The 14,672-nt window shown below is 72.0% G+C and carries 14 protein-coding genes and 1 pseudogene; 11 read left to right on the top strand and 4 right to left on the bottom strand.

The annotated features are described in order from the left end of the window. Window positions 1–53 precede the first annotated feature (53 nt). From GA0074692_RS11375 to GA0074692_RS11360, 4 genes are all read left to right on the top strand, one after another. Entirely contained in the window at window positions 54–251 is a 198-nt protein-coding gene (locus GA0074692_RS11375; RefSeq protein WP_141725240.1) for a hypothetical protein, read from the top strand. A gap of 10 nt (window positions 252–261) precedes the next feature. Further along, window positions 262–1,206 carry a phytanoyl-CoA dioxygenase family protein gene (locus GA0074692_RS11370; protein ID WP_091643031.1) on the top strand — a complete coding sequence of 315 codons (945 nt, stop codon included), beginning with the start codon at window positions 262–264 and terminating at the stop codon, window positions 1,204–1,206. Beyond that, window positions 1,203–2,834 carry a condensation domain-containing protein gene (locus GA0074692_RS11365; protein ID WP_091643028.1) on the top strand — a complete coding sequence of 544 codons (1,632 nt, stop codon included), beginning with the start codon at window positions 1,203–1,205 and terminating at the stop codon, window positions 2,832–2,834. Before GA0074692_RS11370 ends, GA0074692_RS11365 begins: the two co-directional genes overlap by 4 nt. Before the next feature lie 135 nt (window positions 2,835–2,969). Beyond that, entirely contained in the window at window positions 2,970–3,764 is a 795-nt protein-coding gene (locus tag GA0074692_RS11360; protein WP_091643025.1) for a leucyl/phenylalanyl-tRNA--protein transferase, read from the top strand. 42 nt (window positions 3,765–3,806) lie between these two features. Here the strand turns inward: GA0074692_RS11360 and GA0074692_RS11355 are convergent, their stop codons facing one another. After that, the gene (locus GA0074692_RS11355) at window positions 3,807–4,676 is read right to left on the bottom strand and encodes an alpha/beta fold hydrolase (protein WP_091643021.1); all 870 of its coding nucleotides are present in this window, start codon (window positions 4,674–4,676) and stop codon (window positions 3,807–3,809) included. A 61-nt stretch (window positions 4,677–4,737) separates the two neighbouring features. Then, window positions 4,738–5,970 carry an ATP-grasp domain-containing protein gene (locus tag GA0074692_RS11350; RefSeq protein WP_176738403.1) on the bottom strand — a complete coding sequence of 411 codons (1,233 nt, stop codon included), beginning with the start codon at window positions 5,968–5,970 and terminating at the stop codon, window positions 4,738–4,740. A 208-nt stretch (window positions 5,971–6,178) separates the two neighbouring features. On the opposite strand from GA0074692_RS11350, the gene solA reads away from it, so the two are divergent. The 3 genes from solA (at window position 6,179) to GA0074692_RS11335 (ending at window position 8,229) form a co-directional block, all read left to right on the top strand. Further along, window positions 6,179–7,321 (top strand): N-methyl-L-tryptophan oxidase, encoded by a 1,143-nt coding sequence (gene solA, locus GA0074692_RS11345; protein WP_218106629.1) that lies wholly within the window; start codon window positions 6,179–6,181, stop codon window positions 7,319–7,321. Between the two features lie 103 nt (window positions 7,322–7,424). Continuing rightward, on the top strand, window positions 7,425–7,799 hold the full coding sequence (locus GA0074692_RS11340) for a helix-turn-helix transcriptional regulator (RefSeq protein ID WP_218106771.1): 375 nt from the start codon (window positions 7,425–7,427) through the stop codon (window positions 7,797–7,799). A 10-nt stretch (window positions 7,800–7,809) separates the two neighbouring features. Continuing rightward, entirely contained in the window at window positions 7,810–8,229 is a 420-nt protein-coding gene (locus GA0074692_RS11335) for a VOC family protein (protein ID WP_091653296.1), read from the top strand. A 142-nt stretch (window positions 8,230–8,371) separates the two neighbouring features. Here GA0074692_RS11335 and GA0074692_RS11330 read toward each other — a convergent pair whose 3' ends face one another. Next, entirely contained in the window at window positions 8,372–9,313 is a 942-nt protein-coding gene (locus tag GA0074692_RS11330) for an EamA family transporter (protein ID WP_091643011.1), read from the bottom strand. A gap of 67 nt (window positions 9,314–9,380) precedes the next feature. Here GA0074692_RS11330 and GA0074692_RS11325 point away from each other — a divergent pair, with 67 nt between their 5' ends. From GA0074692_RS11325 to GA0074692_RS11310, 4 genes and pseudogenes are all read left to right on the top strand, one after another. After that, entirely contained in the window at window positions 9,381–10,256 is an 876-nt protein-coding gene (locus GA0074692_RS11325; protein ID WP_091643008.1) for a LysR family transcriptional regulator, read from the top strand. 68 nt (window positions 10,257–10,324) lie between these two features. Next, entirely contained in the window at window positions 10,325–11,698 is a 1,374-nt protein-coding gene (locus tag GA0074692_RS11320; RefSeq protein WP_091653292.1) for a cellulase family glycosylhydrolase, read from the top strand. Window positions 11,699–11,765: 67 nt separating this feature from the next. Then, window positions 11,766–12,248: a hypothetical protein gene (locus tag GA0074692_RS11315; protein ID WP_091643005.1), complete on the top strand. Its 483-nt coding sequence runs from the start codon at window positions 11,766–11,768 to the stop codon at window positions 12,246–12,248. Window positions 12,249–12,324: 76 nt separating this feature from the next. Continuing rightward, window positions 12,325–13,437 (top strand): annotated as a pseudogene (locus GA0074692_RS11310) (MFS transporter); the annotation flags it as partial. A 51-nt stretch (window positions 13,438–13,488) separates the two neighbouring features. On the opposite strand, the gene GA0074692_RS35965 reads toward GA0074692_RS11310, so the two are convergent. Continuing rightward, entirely contained in the window at window positions 13,489–14,565 is a 1,077-nt protein-coding gene (locus tag GA0074692_RS35965) for a DNA glycosylase AlkZ-like family protein (RefSeq protein ID WP_091643001.1), read from the bottom strand. Between the last annotated feature and the right edge of the window lie 107 nt (window positions 14,566–14,672).

Below are 14,672 nucleotides of genomic sequence, written 5' to 3'. Positions count from 1 at the left end.
AGAAGTGGCCGGAAACCAATGCAGATCACGCGACCGGAAGGCGGGTGAGGACGATGCCGAGTTCGTTCTCGAGGTTCGTCAGCGAGGAAGACCTCAATCGCGTGCGTGACGAGTTCCTGTCGGCGCTGGCCGAGCTCGAGGCCGAGGAGTTCGGCGAGGTCGACGGGGAGCCGGGGGACGGCGCGCAACCGCCGACGATGCCCGCCGCCGGACACGAGGACCGCCGAATCCAGGTAACGCCGCAGGACTAGGAGCATCGTGATGGAAGCACAGTTTCTCGCCCCCGACGACCCCGGCATCGGCGAGGCGCTGCGCCGCGACGGGGTGGTCTACATCCGGGACATCCTCGACCCCGAGCAGGTGGCCCAGACCCGTGAGGTGCTGGCGAGCTACGAGAAGACGGTTCTTCCCAAGATCCGGCGCTCCTCCCAGGAGGCCGACTCCCACGGTCGCCTGGTGATGTACCGCGACGTCGAGCGGTACGACCCCTGGCTGAACGACCTCGTCCGGCAGCCCAGCCTCCTGGGCCTGGTGCAGCGCGCGGTCGACTGGGATCCGATCATCTACTACCTCGACGTCTTCCCCAAGCCGGCCGGTGGCACGCCGATCGACGCCCACCAGGAGCTCTACACGGTGCCGGTGGATCCGCCGCAACTGCTGCACCTGTGGATCCCGCTGGAGGACGTGACCCCCGAGAACGGGAGCATCCACTTCTACCACGGCACCCACCGGCTCGGCCTCGCGCCGCACGTGGAGCGACCCGGGGTGGCGCCGACGGTCGATCCCCGGGTGCTCGACCGGATCGAGAACATGCGGGTCGAGGTGACCTGCCCGGCGGGCTGGGGCGCCATCTTCGGCGGCTACATGATCCACTGGAGTGGCCCGAACCGGAGCGACCGCGACCGACCGGCCATGACCATCGGCCTCCGCGGTCGGCACACCACGATCAAGAGCGAGGCGGAGAACGTCACCAGCCTCGTCGCCCGGGTCTTCCGGGAGGAGACGGAGCTGCCGACCTACGGCTGGGACGACGACTTCTACGGCAGTGGCGGCAACGACGAGGTCGCCGGGCGTGTGCTCGCCCGGATCCACGACGACCACGGCGTGACGATCCCGCTGAGCGACTTCAGCGCGTACCGTACGCCCAGGGCGATGGCGGCCCGGGTGCTGGAGTTGCAGGGCCACGACGCGCTGGACCGCCGATGAGCCAGTCCCCGACGGCGCCGCCGCAGGCCCGGCCGGCCGACCCGCCCGCGCCGCGCGAGGAGATCGCAGCCCGGATCGCGGCGCTCTTCGACGACGTGCTCGACCGGGCCGGCTGCGGACCGGAGGACCAGTTCTTCCAGCTCGGCGGTGACTCGCTCACCGGCATGCGGATGCTCGCCCGGGTGCACGAGGAGTTCGACGTCCGCATCCAGGTGGCGGACCTGTACCACCACAACACGCCGTTGGCGCTGGCCGACCGTCTGGTCGAGCTGCGCGCCCAGCCGGACACCTGGCAGCGGTCCCTGGCGAGCACGACGCGCCGCCGACGCGGCAAGCCGTTCCCGCTGGCGCTGGGCCAGGAGGGCTTCTACGCGATCGAGCAGGTGACCCGGGGCGCCGGGTTCTTCAACAGCGTGCTGCTCATCCAACTGGTCGGCGACGTCGACGTCACGGCGCTCACCGGCGCGGTGGAGGACCTGGTCCGCCGACAGACCCAACTACGGGTGGTGTTCTGCGAGGAGGACGGCCTGCCCGGCCAGCGCATCGTGGACCAGCCACCCGAGATCACCCGGCTGGACCTGCGGGGACGCGGCGCGCAGGCGCTGCGCCGCCTGACCCAGATGGAGTACCTGCGCGGGTTCGACCTGCACGCCAAACCCGCCGTGCGGTTCACCATCGCCCGGACCGCCGACGACACGTACGCCCTGGTGCTGGCGGTGCACCACATCGTCTTCGACGCCATGTCGCAGGAGATCCTGCTCGACGAGCTGGCCCACGCGTACCGCAGCCGCGTCGGGGAGGAGCGGGCGCGGCCACCGTTGCGCACCGACTACCTCGACTTCGCCGAGTGGCAGCGCGACGTGCTGTGTGGGGAACGGTTGGAGCGTCACCTGGACGCGCTCAGCCAGACGTTGAGCGAACCGGCAGCCCGGATCGCCCCCGGCGAGCCGACCAGCCGGTTCACCGCGCGGATCGACGACCTCGAGATTCCGCCGGACACCGTCAACGGCCTGGACCGGCTCGCCATGGCCCACGGCTCCACGCTGTTCCTGGTGCTCTTCACGGCGGTCGCCGAGTTCGCCCAGCGCCGTACCGGCCAGCGGCGGCAGGTGGTCACCGTACAGACGGCCAACCGGAGCCGGCCGGGCAGCGAGCAGATCGTCGGCTGCTTCTCGAACATGCTCTGCGTGGGCGTCGACGTCGACCCGGCGGGGACCATGGCCGAGTCGCTGGCGCGTACCCAGGCCAGTCTCGGCCGGGCCCTGGCGCACGAGGAGATGCCCTTCGACCACGCGTTGGCGCTGCTGGAGCAGCGCGGCTGGGACCCGGTCGCCGCAGGGCACATGCCGCAACTCGGCTTCACCCTGCAACAGGGCTCCGACGACCAGATCGACCTGCCCGGGTGCACCATGCGCGCGGAGGCGGTCCTGCAGGAGGCGGAGAACTTCGACCCCACCAGCTTCCCGCTCGTGGTCGAACTCGGCGCCGGTCAGGGCCGGCTGGTGGGGAAGACGCACCATCTGCTGGACATGTGGCCGGGCGACTCCTTCCCGGTCGCCCGGGACGAACTGCTCTCGACCATCGCGAGCTTCGCGCGGGCAGGAGGTGCGGCGCCGACCACGCCGTGAGTCCCACAGCCGCCCGTGCCCCCCGGGGCCCCACCGCGTCCGCATCTGACATATTCGATGCGGTACGCGGTTCGGCCGTCGCGAGGTGACGCTGGCCGTCCCGGCCGGACAGCGGCACGGTAGGGAGAAACCACGGTGACCTGGACGTTCCCCGACTGGACCCAGTCGAACGACGACATGCCGGTGGCGGTGGGCGCCGACCTGTCGGTGGAGGCGCTGACCAACGCCTACCGCAGTGGCTACTACCCGGTCCCGCCCACCAACGACTACTGGCGCAACTGGAACGAGGAGAAGTACGGCCCCGCTCTGGACTCCGGCGTCATTCCCGCCCTCGGTGACCGCTATCCCCGCTTCACTCTGCCGTGGTGGTCGCCGGCGCGGCGGGCGGTCCTGCTCCCGGAGACCGTCCGGCTGGGCCGGACCGTACGCCAGAGCCTGAGCCGGACCGGCTGGACCACCACCATGGACACCGCCACCGAGACGGTGATCGAGCGCTGCGGTCCGGCCCGCGACGAGCCGACCTGGCTCTCCCGCGAGGTCGCCGACGCCTACCTGCGCCTCGCCGAGACGGGGATCGTGCACTCGGTCGAGGTGTGGGACGCCGACGGCGAACTGATCGGTGGGACGTTCGGCGTGCTGACCGGTACGGTCCTGACCGGCGAGTCCTGCTTCCGTACCCGGGACAACGCGGTGCGGGTCGCCCTGCTGGACGGCCTGCTCCGGCTGCTCGACGCGGGCGGTGAGCTCTTCGACTGCCAGATCCTCAGTGGCTACCTCCCGTCGATCGGCGGGGTCGAGATCGCCAAGCGGGAGTTCCACGAACGGCTGGAGGCCGGCAGGAAGTCCGAACTGGTGCTCCCCACGGAGCGCCGGTCGCTGGAGCGGATCCTGCGGCTCCGCCCGAAACCCGGGTACGTGCCGGAGCCGTGAACCGGCCGATCCGGCCTCCCCGCCGGTAAGGCCCGGGGACACTCACCGCCAGTGGGCGAGCAGGTCGACGAGCACGTCCTCGGCGTGGCGGCTCGGTGCCGTGTGCCCCTCGCCGTACCAGATCGTCAGCGCCGCCTGCGGGATGGCCGTGACCAGCCGCCGCACGGCGGACAGCGGGCTGTTGGCGTCGTCGTCGCCGTGCCAGAAGCGAACCGGGCAGGTGATCGTGGCCGGATCGAACCCCCACGGCTGGCCCGGCACCAGCGCGACCGCGTCGTCCGCCCAGCCGTCCACGCCGGGCCGCAGCGCGTCGACCAGGTTCTCGGCGGCGATCCGCCGGACCTCGGGTCGGGTGAGCCAGTCGCGTTCCTCCGGGGACGCGTCGGGGGAGTGGGTGACCTGGCTGCCGTACGGATCGGCGAGCATCTTCTCCCGCAGGTCCGTCAGTCGCCGCGCGAGGCCGGCCCGGCCCTCCTCCCGCACCAGCCGGAACGACTCCCGGTTGATGTCGGCCATGGCGGCCTCCTCCGCCACCGTCAACGGCGCCACCGAGCCGACCGCGGCGCAGGCGGCGACCCGGTCACCGAGCAGGGCCGCGAGGGCCAGCGCGTACGGTCCTCCGGCGGAGAGGCCCTGGACGGCGAACCGGTCGATGCCCAGCCGGTCGGCGACGGCCGCGACGTCGGCGGCCACGTGCGACACCGGACGTCCGGGCAGCGGAGTCGACTGGCCGTATCCCGGCCGGTCCACCGTCACCACCCGCAGCCCCAGCCGCCGCCACAGGTCCGGATCGGAGTGTCGAGCCAACCGGCCCCCGGGGGCGCCGTAGAGCCAGAACAGCGCTCGCCCCCGGGCGTCCCCCCACTCCTCGAACGCATACCCGCGACCGTCCCCCAGCCGCATCGTCGCCATGCTGTCCTCCTTCTTGATCTACCGTGCAAAGGGGGCCGCGCGGCGCGCGTGGGGCGATGGGTCAGTTGGGCGGTTGGGTGGTCAGGGAGAGCAGATCGGCCAGGCGGGCGGCGTTCTTGCGGGAGTCCTCGACCGACTCACCCACCGCCACCAGCACCGCCGGCATGTCACCGGCCTGCCGGATCGGCGGCACCTGGTCGCCGGGGCGGACGCTGACGTACAGGCCGAGGCAGGTCGGATCCGCGGTCACGGTCTCCACCGCCAGGCCCGCCTGAACCCGGCCGGGCGGCGCGTACACGTCCAACAGGGTGGCCGCGCCCGCGCGGGCCTCGCGGTCCAACCGGGGCGTACGGCCGAGCAGTTGCGCGAACACCACCCCGTGTACGTTGACGCCGGTCACCGCCTCGATCATCTGGATGGACATGCCACGGGGGGCGCCCGCCGGCCGGTTGTGCACCTCACCGAGGACGACGGTCTCCCCGTCGATCCAGAACTCCACGTGGAACGTGCCGAAGGAGAGCCCCACGGCCCGCAGTCCGTCCTCGACGACGCGTCGGGCGCGCGCGGCGAGGTCGGCCGGGAGCGGGGCGGGCATCGTCAGCTCCTCCACGACGATGGTGTCCCGGATCGGTGTCTCCCGGGTGAGCACGAGCACCCTCGGCTCACCGTCCACGAACACCCCCTCCGCGCTGTACTCGTCGCCCGGCTGGAACTCCTCCACCAGGAACGACGTACGGTGGGCCGGCGGCAGCGCGTCGACCGCGGCCGGGAGGTCCTCGGCCCGGTGCACCACCGTGACGCCCAGGCTGCCGTGCGCGTCGTTGGGCTTGACCACCCACGGGCCGGCGACCCGGCGGGCGAAGGCCACCGTGTCGTCGGGCCCCGTGCACATCGTGCCGCGCGGCTGCGGGAAGCCGGCGGCCCGCAACCGTTCCCGGCAGCGGAACTTGTCCCGGACGAGCAGGGCCGACGTCACGGGGCTGCCGGGCAGACCGAGGGCCTCGGCCACGGCGGCGGTGGTCGGCACCGCGTACTCCCGGAAGCAGTAGACGCCCACGATGGCCTCCCGCTGCGCGTTGGCGGTCGCCCAGGCGACGTGGCCGTCGACGTCCCGGCGGTCCAACGGGACCGCGAGGTCGGCCAGCTCGACGGCCCGGCCCGCGCCGGCCACCTTCTCCTCGGCCTCGGTGACGATCACCCGGAGGCCGTGCGCCTGGGCCAGCCGTACGCACTCCGTCCCCGCCCCGTCGACGGCACCGCCCACGATCAGCACCGAAGGTCGTGACCCGCTCAAGACAGACACCCCTTAGTCGTCGAAGGTCCGAGGTGCGGCCGACGACCGACCTGGTTTCGCCGGTTGGCCGGGCGGTGCCGGACGTCGCGCCAAGGCTGACAGCCGCCGGTTGCGCGCCGGTTACGCGGCCGACGCAGCGGACACCCGCCAACGGCCGTGCTCGATAGCCTGGTGGCCGGTCGGGCACCCACCGAAGGAGGCAGCGGACGTGGCAACGTATGACGTCATTGTCGTGGGACTCGGCGGGATGGGCGGCAGCGCCGCCTACCACCTGGCCGCGCGGGGACGGCGCGTGCTGGGCCTGGAGAAGTTCGAGCCGGTGCACCGCCGGGGGTCCAGCCACGGCGGCTCGCGCATCATCCGGCAGGCCTACTTCGAGGACCCGGCCTACGTGCCGCTGCTGCGGCGCGCCTACGAGCTGTGGGAGAAGCTGGAACACGACGTCGGGCAGGACATCATGTCGCTCACCGGCGGCCTCTTCGTCGGTCCCGCCGACAGCCTCACCTTCGCGGGTAGCCTGCGCGCCGCACGGGAGTGGGACCTGCCCCACGAGATCCTCGACGCCGACGAGCTTCGTCGCCGCTTCCCGACCTTCAGCCCGCGCCCCGACGAGGTGGCGTTCTTCGAGGCCAAGGCCGGCTTCGTCCGGCCCGAGGCGACCGTCGCCGCGCACCACCGGCTCGCCGCCCGGCACGGCGCCGACCTCCGGTACGAGGAGCCGGTGCTGCGCTGGGTGGCGTTGCCCGGCGGCGGGGTGCGGGTGACGACCCCGCGCGGCTCCTACTCGGCCGATCGGCTCGTCCTCTGCCCCGGTGCCTGGGCCCCGCGACTCCTGTCCGACCTGGGCCTGCCGATCACCGTCGAGCGGCAGGTCATGCACTGGTTCCAGCCCCGGGACGGGGTGGCCGCCTTCGAGCCCGGACGGCACCCGATCTACATCCACGAGGACGGCGGGGGCACGCAGATCTACGGGTTCCCGGCGATCGACGGGCCGGAGGGCGGGGCCAAGGTAGCTTTCTTCCGTCGCGGTCGGCCCTGCGATCCGGAGACCGTGGACCGGCAGGTGCACCCCGAGGAGATCCAGGACATGCGGGACCACCTCGCCACCGTCCTGCCCACCCTCGCCGGTCGCTTCCTCACCGCGGCCACCTGCATGTACACCCTGACGCCGGACCACCACTTCGTCATCGGGCCGCACCCGGAACACCCACAGGTCAGCGTGGCCTGCGGCTTCTCCGGTCACGGCTTCAAGTTCGTCCCCGTCGTCGGCGAGATCCTGGCCGACCTGGCGACGACCGGTACGACCGCACACCCGGTGCGCCTCTTCGACCCCCGACGCGAGTACCGGTGACACCCGCCCGCGCCGTGCGACCGGCGCGGGTGTCGGAGCGGCGTGGCATGCTGGCGGGGTGAACCGGGACGACCTTGTCCGGCTGCGCCGCGCCCGCGACCGGATGGACCGCGATTTCGCGGAGCCGCTGGACGTGCCCGCGCTCGCCCGGGAGGCCCTGATGTCGCCGGGCCACTTCTCGCGCAGCTTCCGGGCGGCGTTCGGCGAGACGCCCTACAGCCACCTGATGACCAGGCGGATCGAGCGGGCCAAGGCGCTGCTGCGTCGGGGCGACCTGACCGTCACCGAGGTCTGCTTCGCCGTCGGCTGCACCTCGCTCGGCTCGTTCAGCTCCCGCTTCACGGAGTTGGTCGGCGAGACCCCGAGCGCCTACCGGGCGCGGACCCACGCGACGGGCGCCGCCATCCCACCGTGCGTCGCCAAGATTCTCACCAGACCGGTCAGGAACGGAGAAGCCCGCACGGCCTCGCGTAGGTAGCGTGAGCTGCATGAACATCAAGGTTTCGCACTGCTTCATCACCGTCGACGACCACGACAAGGCCCTCGGGTTCTACCGCGACGTGCTCGGTCTCCAGGTCCGCACGGACGTCAGCTTCGAGGGCATGCGGTGGGTGACCGTGTCGCCGCCGAGCCAGCCCGAGCTGGAGATCACCATCGAGACGCCCGACTCCAACCCCGGCGCCTCCGCCGAGGACAAGCAGAAGCAGTCAGAGCTGCTCGCCAAGGGCCTGCTGCGCGGACTCATCTTCGTCACCGACGACGTCGACGCCACCTTCGAACACATCCGTGCCTCCGGCGCCGAGGTGCTCCAGGAGCCCGTCGACCAGGCCTACGGCGTACGCGACTGCGCGTTCCGGGATCCGGCGGGAAACATGGTCCGCTTCAACCAGCCGCGCACGGACCGCTAGGCCCGGAGCTGACCCTGGTGGTGGGGGGCGGAGCCGGACGGATCACCCGTCGGGATGGACGCGGATCGGGTCTGTCCCACCCTCCACCAAAGCGTCGAGCCGTCCGACACGGCCACGGGTATGCCGGAGGCGGCCTCGGCCGTCACCCGGCAGGGCGGGCACGACGTCGGGCTGCCGTCGTGGAACGGGTGCCGGCATGGGCGGCGACGGCCGCCGCGTTGGCAGCGACCACGACGGCGATGCCCACCCACTCGTGCGGCGCGAGGACCTGGTGCAGCAGGACCAGCCCGGCGAGCGCGGCCAGGACCGGGTGGACGCTCATGACCAGGCCGAAGAACCGCGCCGGCACCCGCCGCAGGGCGACCAGGTCTGCGGCGTAGGGCACCACGGAGCTGAGCAGCCCGGCGACCACCGCGTACCGGACACCGGCACCGTGCAGCTGTCCCTGAGCGACGAGGGCCGCGGCGACTGGTAGGTAGGCCAGTGCGGAGACCGCGGTCGCCGCCGCCGGTGCCTCCAGGCCCGGCAGCCGGGCTCCGACGAGGCGGTTGAGCAGGATGTACGCCGCCCAGCAGCCGGCTGCGACCAGGCCCAGTCCCAGCCCCGGGTAGTCGCTGCTGGGATCCGGCATCACCAGCACGTACACACCGACGGCCGCCCCGGCCGCGCACGCCAGGTCCAGTCGCGTGCGTGAGCCGGCCAACGCCACCGCGAGCGGGCCGAGGAACTCCAGCGTGACCGCCAGGCCGAGCCCGATCCGGTCGATCGCCGTGTACAGGCTCAGGTTCATTGTCGCGAAGACCAGCCCCAGCAGAAGGGTGGGCCACCACTGCGCCCAGCCGAAGCGGCGCAGGTTCGGGCGGGCGACCGGTAGGAGGACGGCAGCCGCCACGAACTGCCGGACCGCGACGACGCCCGCCGGTCCGATCGTGGCGAAGGCGTGCGCGCCGACGGCGGCACCGACCTGGTTGCTGGTCGCGCTGGCGACCATCGTCGCCAGGCCGCCGAGCAGCGAGGCCCGGCCGGCGGCGGCTGGTCGGTCGGCTGTTCCAGAGGTACGGGCCGTGGTGCGGTTCAGGGGCATGTCCTGACTGTCGGCGGCGGCGACGGATACCGGAAATGCGCTGCGGGAACAGCTATACGCTCGGCGTATGGAGGTGGAGCTGCGGCATCTGCGGGCGCTGGCCGCGGTCGTCGACGCGGGCACGTTCACCGGTGCGGCTGCCTCTCTGGGCGTCTCCCAGGCCGCGGTCTCGCGTACCGTCGCCGCGTTGGAGGCCGCCCTCGGCACCCGGCTGCTGCACCGCAGTGCCCGCCATGTCACGCTGACCGCGACCGGTGTGCAGGTGCTGGCGCGGGCACGGACCCTGCTCGACGAGGTCGCCGCGCTGTACCGCGTCGTCGAACGGTCCCGGACCGAACTACGGGTCGGTTACGCCTGGGCCGCGCTGGGCAGACATACTCGCCACCTGCAGAAGGCGTGGGCTGCGGAGCATCCCCGGGTGCCTCTGGTGTTCGTCCAGGTCGCCACGGCCAGCGCCGGCCTCGCCGAGGGCGTGGCGGACGTGGCGGTGATCCGCCGACCGCTGCGCGACCAGCGCTTCCGCACCGTGCAGGTGGGAGTCGAGGCCCGCTACGCAGCCGTCGCCACCGGCAGCCGCCTGGCTCGACGTCGAGCGGTCGGCCTGGACGATCTCACCCGGCACACCGTGGCGATCGACGACCGCACCGGCACCACCACCGCTGACCTGTGGCCGTCCGGGCAGGCGCCGAGGGCGGTCCGCTCCGTGCACGGCGTGGACGAATGGCTCACTCTGATCGCCGCCGGGCAGGCGGTCGGTATCACCTCCGAGGCCACCGCCCACCAGAACCCCCGCCCTGGCGTCGCCTACCGGCCGGTGCGCGACGCGCCACCCCTGCCGGTCTGGCTCGCCTGGTGGACGGACGACCCGCCCTCCCACCTTGCGGACCTGCTTGATCTCGCCTGTGTCACCTACCGCTTCAGTCCGCGTTGCGCCAATACTTAACTTTGTTTATTGTTTGATGACGGTAAGTTCCTCGCCGTCCCCGGAGGTGCCTCGTGCGCGGCAGAAGGATCCTGCTGGCCAGCCTCGTCGCGGCGGTGGCGCTGGTCCCGCTCGCCCTGTCCAGCGCCGCCGGTGCGGCCGACGCGCCGACCGCGAGCTTCACCAAGGTGAACGACTGGGGTTCGGGGTGGGAGGGCAGGTACACGATCACCAACTCCGGTGCCGTCACCATCACCTCCTGGCGGCTGGAACTCGACCTGCCCGCCGGCACCACCATCGGCTCGTACTGGGACGCGCTGCTGACCAGCGGCGGCCAGCACCACACCTTCACCAACCAGTCCTGGAACGGCACGGTCGCCCCGGGCGCCTCGGTGTCTTTCGGCTTCGTCGCGAACGGATCCGGCAGCCCGACCGGCTGCACCCTGAACGGTCGGCCCTGCACCGGCGGCATCACCCCGACCACCCCGCCGCCGACCACCGTCCCGCCCACGACGCCGCCGCCGACCGCCGGCACGCCGGTCGCGGCCAACGGCCAGCTCCGGGTCTGCGGTCGCCAGCTCTGCAACCGCAACGGCAAGGCGGTCCAGTTGCGGGGCATGAGCACCCACGGCATCCAGTGGTACGCGAACTGCGCCACCCCGGCCTCGCTGGACGTCCTCGCCCGCGAGTGGAACGCCGACGTGCTGCGGATCTCCATGTACGTCCAGGAGGGTGGTTACGAGACCGACCCACAGCGCTTCACCGACCTGGTGCACAACTACATCGAGCTGGCCACCGCCCGGGGCATGTACGCCATCGTCGACTGGCACATGCTCAGCCCCGGCGACCCGAACGTCAACCTGACCCGGGCCCGTACCTTCTTCGCCGAGATCGCCGAACGGCACAAGAACAAGGTAAACGTCCTCTACGAGATCGCCAACGAGCCCAACGGGGTGGCGTGGAGTGCCATCAGGAGCTATGCCGAGCAGGTCGTTCCAGTGATCCGTAGCCGTGACCCGGAGGCGGTGGTGCTGGTCGGTACGCCGGACTGGTCCTCGCTCGGCGTCTCCGGCAGCGGCGGCGGGGTCGACACGATCGCGGCCACTCCGGTCACCGGCGGCAACCTGATGTACGTCTTCCACTTCTACGCCGCCTCACACGGCGACCTGTACTACAACACGTTCGCCCAGGCCGCCGACCGGCTGCCGCTCTTCGTGACCGAGTTCGGCACCCAGGAGCACACAGGTGACGGCGCGAACAACTTCGCCATGGCCCAGCGCTACCTCGACCTGATGGCCAGTAAGAAGATCAGTTGGACGAACTGGAACTTCTCCGACGACTTCCGCTCCGGCGCGGTCTTCACCACCGGCACCTGCGGCAGCGGACAGTTCGGCGGCACCAGCCGGCTCAAGCCGGCCGGCGGCTGGATCCGCGACCGGATCCGCACCCCCGACGACTTCTGAGTCCTCCGGGTGACCGCCGAGCGGCTGGACGAGCGACGGTCGCCAGCTGTCAATGTAGCGTTGACGAATGATGCCGGAGATGGCTCAGTTGGCTGACCTCACCGTCGACCGCGTCCGGCTGGACGAGCGGGAACTCGAGCTGATCGACCGGGCCCGGCACGCGGGCGTGACGTGGGCGCAGATCGCCGCCGCCCTGGGCCTCGGTAGTCGGCAGGCCGCCGAGCAGCGCCGACAGCGCCTGGCGACGGCACGGCGGTCCCGGCGGCAGGAACGCGACCTCGCGTACTCCGTACGGATCGCGTCCATCCGCACCGCGATCCTCGATCTGCACCGGTGGATCGACGCGGACCGGCGGTGGGACGCGCGGTTCCGGCGCGCGGCGCTCGTGCGGAGAACCGCCGAGCTGGCCCTGGACGCCGACCCGGGTCCGCTGTACGCGTTGGCCGCGCTGCTCGCGGCCGACCTCGCTGAAGCGGGGGAGGAACGGCTGCCGGTGCCGGTACGGACGGTCGCGGCGAGCCTGGACACCCTGCTGTCAACAGAAGATTGACACGCTTCCATCATCTTGCTCCGACCGCACTCAAGGTTGAGGATCTGAGTCGATTCGACTCAACCTGGGAGGGTGTATGCGCCGCAACGCCGGGCTGTTCGTGGCGATCTCGCTGTTGTCGGGCTTCGGCAGCGGCGCCATGTCGCTGGTGGCCGGCATCTGGATCCTCGACCTCACCGGCTCCACCAGCCTCGCCGCCCTGGCCGGCCTCTGCGTGTACGCCCCGGTGCTGGCCGGTCCCTGGCTGGGCGGTCTGCTCGACCGGGCACCGAGGCGACCGCTGGTGATCGCCGTCAACCTCGCCCTGGCAGCCGTCCTGCTGAGTCTCCTCGCCGTGCGTGGGCCCGACCAGACCTGGCTCATCTTCGCCGTGTCCGGCGCCTACGGAGTCAGCTACGTGCTTATCGACGCGGGCGAGACGGCGCTGCTGCCCGCCGCGTTGTCGCCCACCGAACTGGGCGACGTCAACGGCTGGCGCTCCAGCGCCCAGGAGGGCATGAAGCTGGTGGCGCCCCTGGCCGGGGCGGGCCTATACGCGTGGCACGGCGGGCACGCGGTCGTCGTGCTCAGCGCCGCGCTGCCGGTCCTGGTCGCCGTCCTGTACGTGGCCGTACGGCTGAGGCAGGTGCCGACCAGGCCGCCGACCGAACGGCGAGCCGGGTTCCGGACCGGGCTCGTCGCCCTGTTCGGACCGGCGGCGACGCGCGTCACCGTCGTGCTCGCCGCCGTATCGATCGGCATGTCCGGCTTCACGACCGCGGCCAACTACGCCGTCGTCACCACGAATCTGGGCTTACCGTCCACGTTCCTCGGCGTGCTGCTCAGCGCCCAGGGCGCCGGGTCCATCGTCGGCGGCCTCGTCGTGGGCCGGCTCATCGTCCGGTGGAGTCCGGTCACCGTGGGCGTCGTCGGTACGACCCTGTTCGCCCTCAGCTGTCTGGTGCGCTGCCTGCCCTGGTGGCCCGGCCTGGTGGTGGCGTCCGTGGTCGCTGGCGTCGGCCTGCCCTGGGCGTTGGTCGCCGCGGTGACGGCCGTGCAGACGCACACGCCGACGGAACTGCTCGGCCGGGTGGCCGGGACCGCCAACACCGTGATCTTCGGTCCGATCGTGCTGGCGATTCCGCTCGGCTCCGCCGCCGTCCACCTCGGCGGTCGCCCGACGCTCGTCGCGGCTGCGGCGTTCTGCCTGGCGTCCGCCGCGATCTCGGCGCGCTGGTCCGCCCCAGGAAACCTAACCGGGTCAGGCGACTCGGAGGCCGAGCCAGTCGGCGAGGTCCTCGATCTCGGCGCGGACCCCGGCGCTCATTGCCGGGGTGAACGGCACGTCCTCGTGGACGGCGTTGACGACGAGGACGCCGGCCTTGCGGTCGGCGGTCGCGTCCAGCTTGCCGACGAGTTGGTCGCCGTGGAGGACGGGCAGGGCGTAGTACCCCCACCGGCGCTGGTCCCTGGGCTTGTACATCTCGAGGACGTACTCGAAGTCGAAGAGCTGCTCGGCGCGGACCCGGTCGTGGATCAGCCGGTCGAACGGCGATAGCAGCGCGGTACGTCCCTCGAACGGCAGGCCCAGGTACGCCGGGTGGACCCGCCAGGTGCCCGGGGTCCCCTCGACGGCGACCTCCTCGCCGGCGGTGCCGACGTACGGCGACTCACCGGGTAGCTGGGGGCCGCTGGACCGGGCGATGCCGAGCGCCGCGAGCCGGCGCTCGTCGCGGTGGCGGACGGCCGCGTCGAGGTCGAGGCTCGGCAGGTCGGCGGGGTGGACCCGCTCGGGGAGGTCCCAGTAGCGCTGTCGCCCCCGGCGTCCGGAGATCGCGACGTGTCCGTGCAGCGCCAGGCACTCGAGCATCTTCGTGACGTTCCGGTTGTTGGTCCAGCCCGACGACGGCCAGGGCACGACGCTCGTGTCGGGAATGTCCCGGGACAGCAGCGGGCCCCGCGTGGCCAGCAGCGCCAGGATGTCCCGGCGGAACGGCTCGTTCTCCGTCAGCCACGCTCGGGTGGACGGGTGCGTCTGGGCGCGGGCCTCGGCGAGCACGGCGGGCAGGTCGCCGGGAGGCCGGAGGTAGGCGACGGTCTCGACGAGCGTGCGCTCGGTCTCGACGGCCCTGGTCAGGTCGGCGGGGTCGTACGCCGAGCCGAGCCGGCTCCACAGCACGAGGTCGGCGCTGGGGGCGATGGCCGCCGTGGGGTCGATCTGCAGCAGCGTGAGGCGCTCGACGACGGCGACGAGGTCGGTCGGGCGCGGCATGTCGAGCGCCTGCGCGTGGACCGCGATCCGACGTGCTTCGGCCTTGCTCAGGCGGGGGACGACCATGCCGCAGACCCTAGCCGTGGTGACCCTGGGCGTGGTCGGCAGCATGGCGGGGTTTCGTCGTCGGCGCACCGGGTACCGACCGGCGACGGGCGCAAGAGAAGGTGACG

The organism is Micromonospora pallida (assembly GCF_900090325.1).
GTDB classification, from domain to species: domain Bacteria; phylum Actinomycetota; class Actinomycetes; order Mycobacteriales; family Micromonosporaceae; genus Micromonospora; species Micromonospora pallida.
The sequence above is the reverse complement of the archived record's forward strand: the minus strand, read 5'-3'. Positions and strand labels throughout refer to the sequence as shown.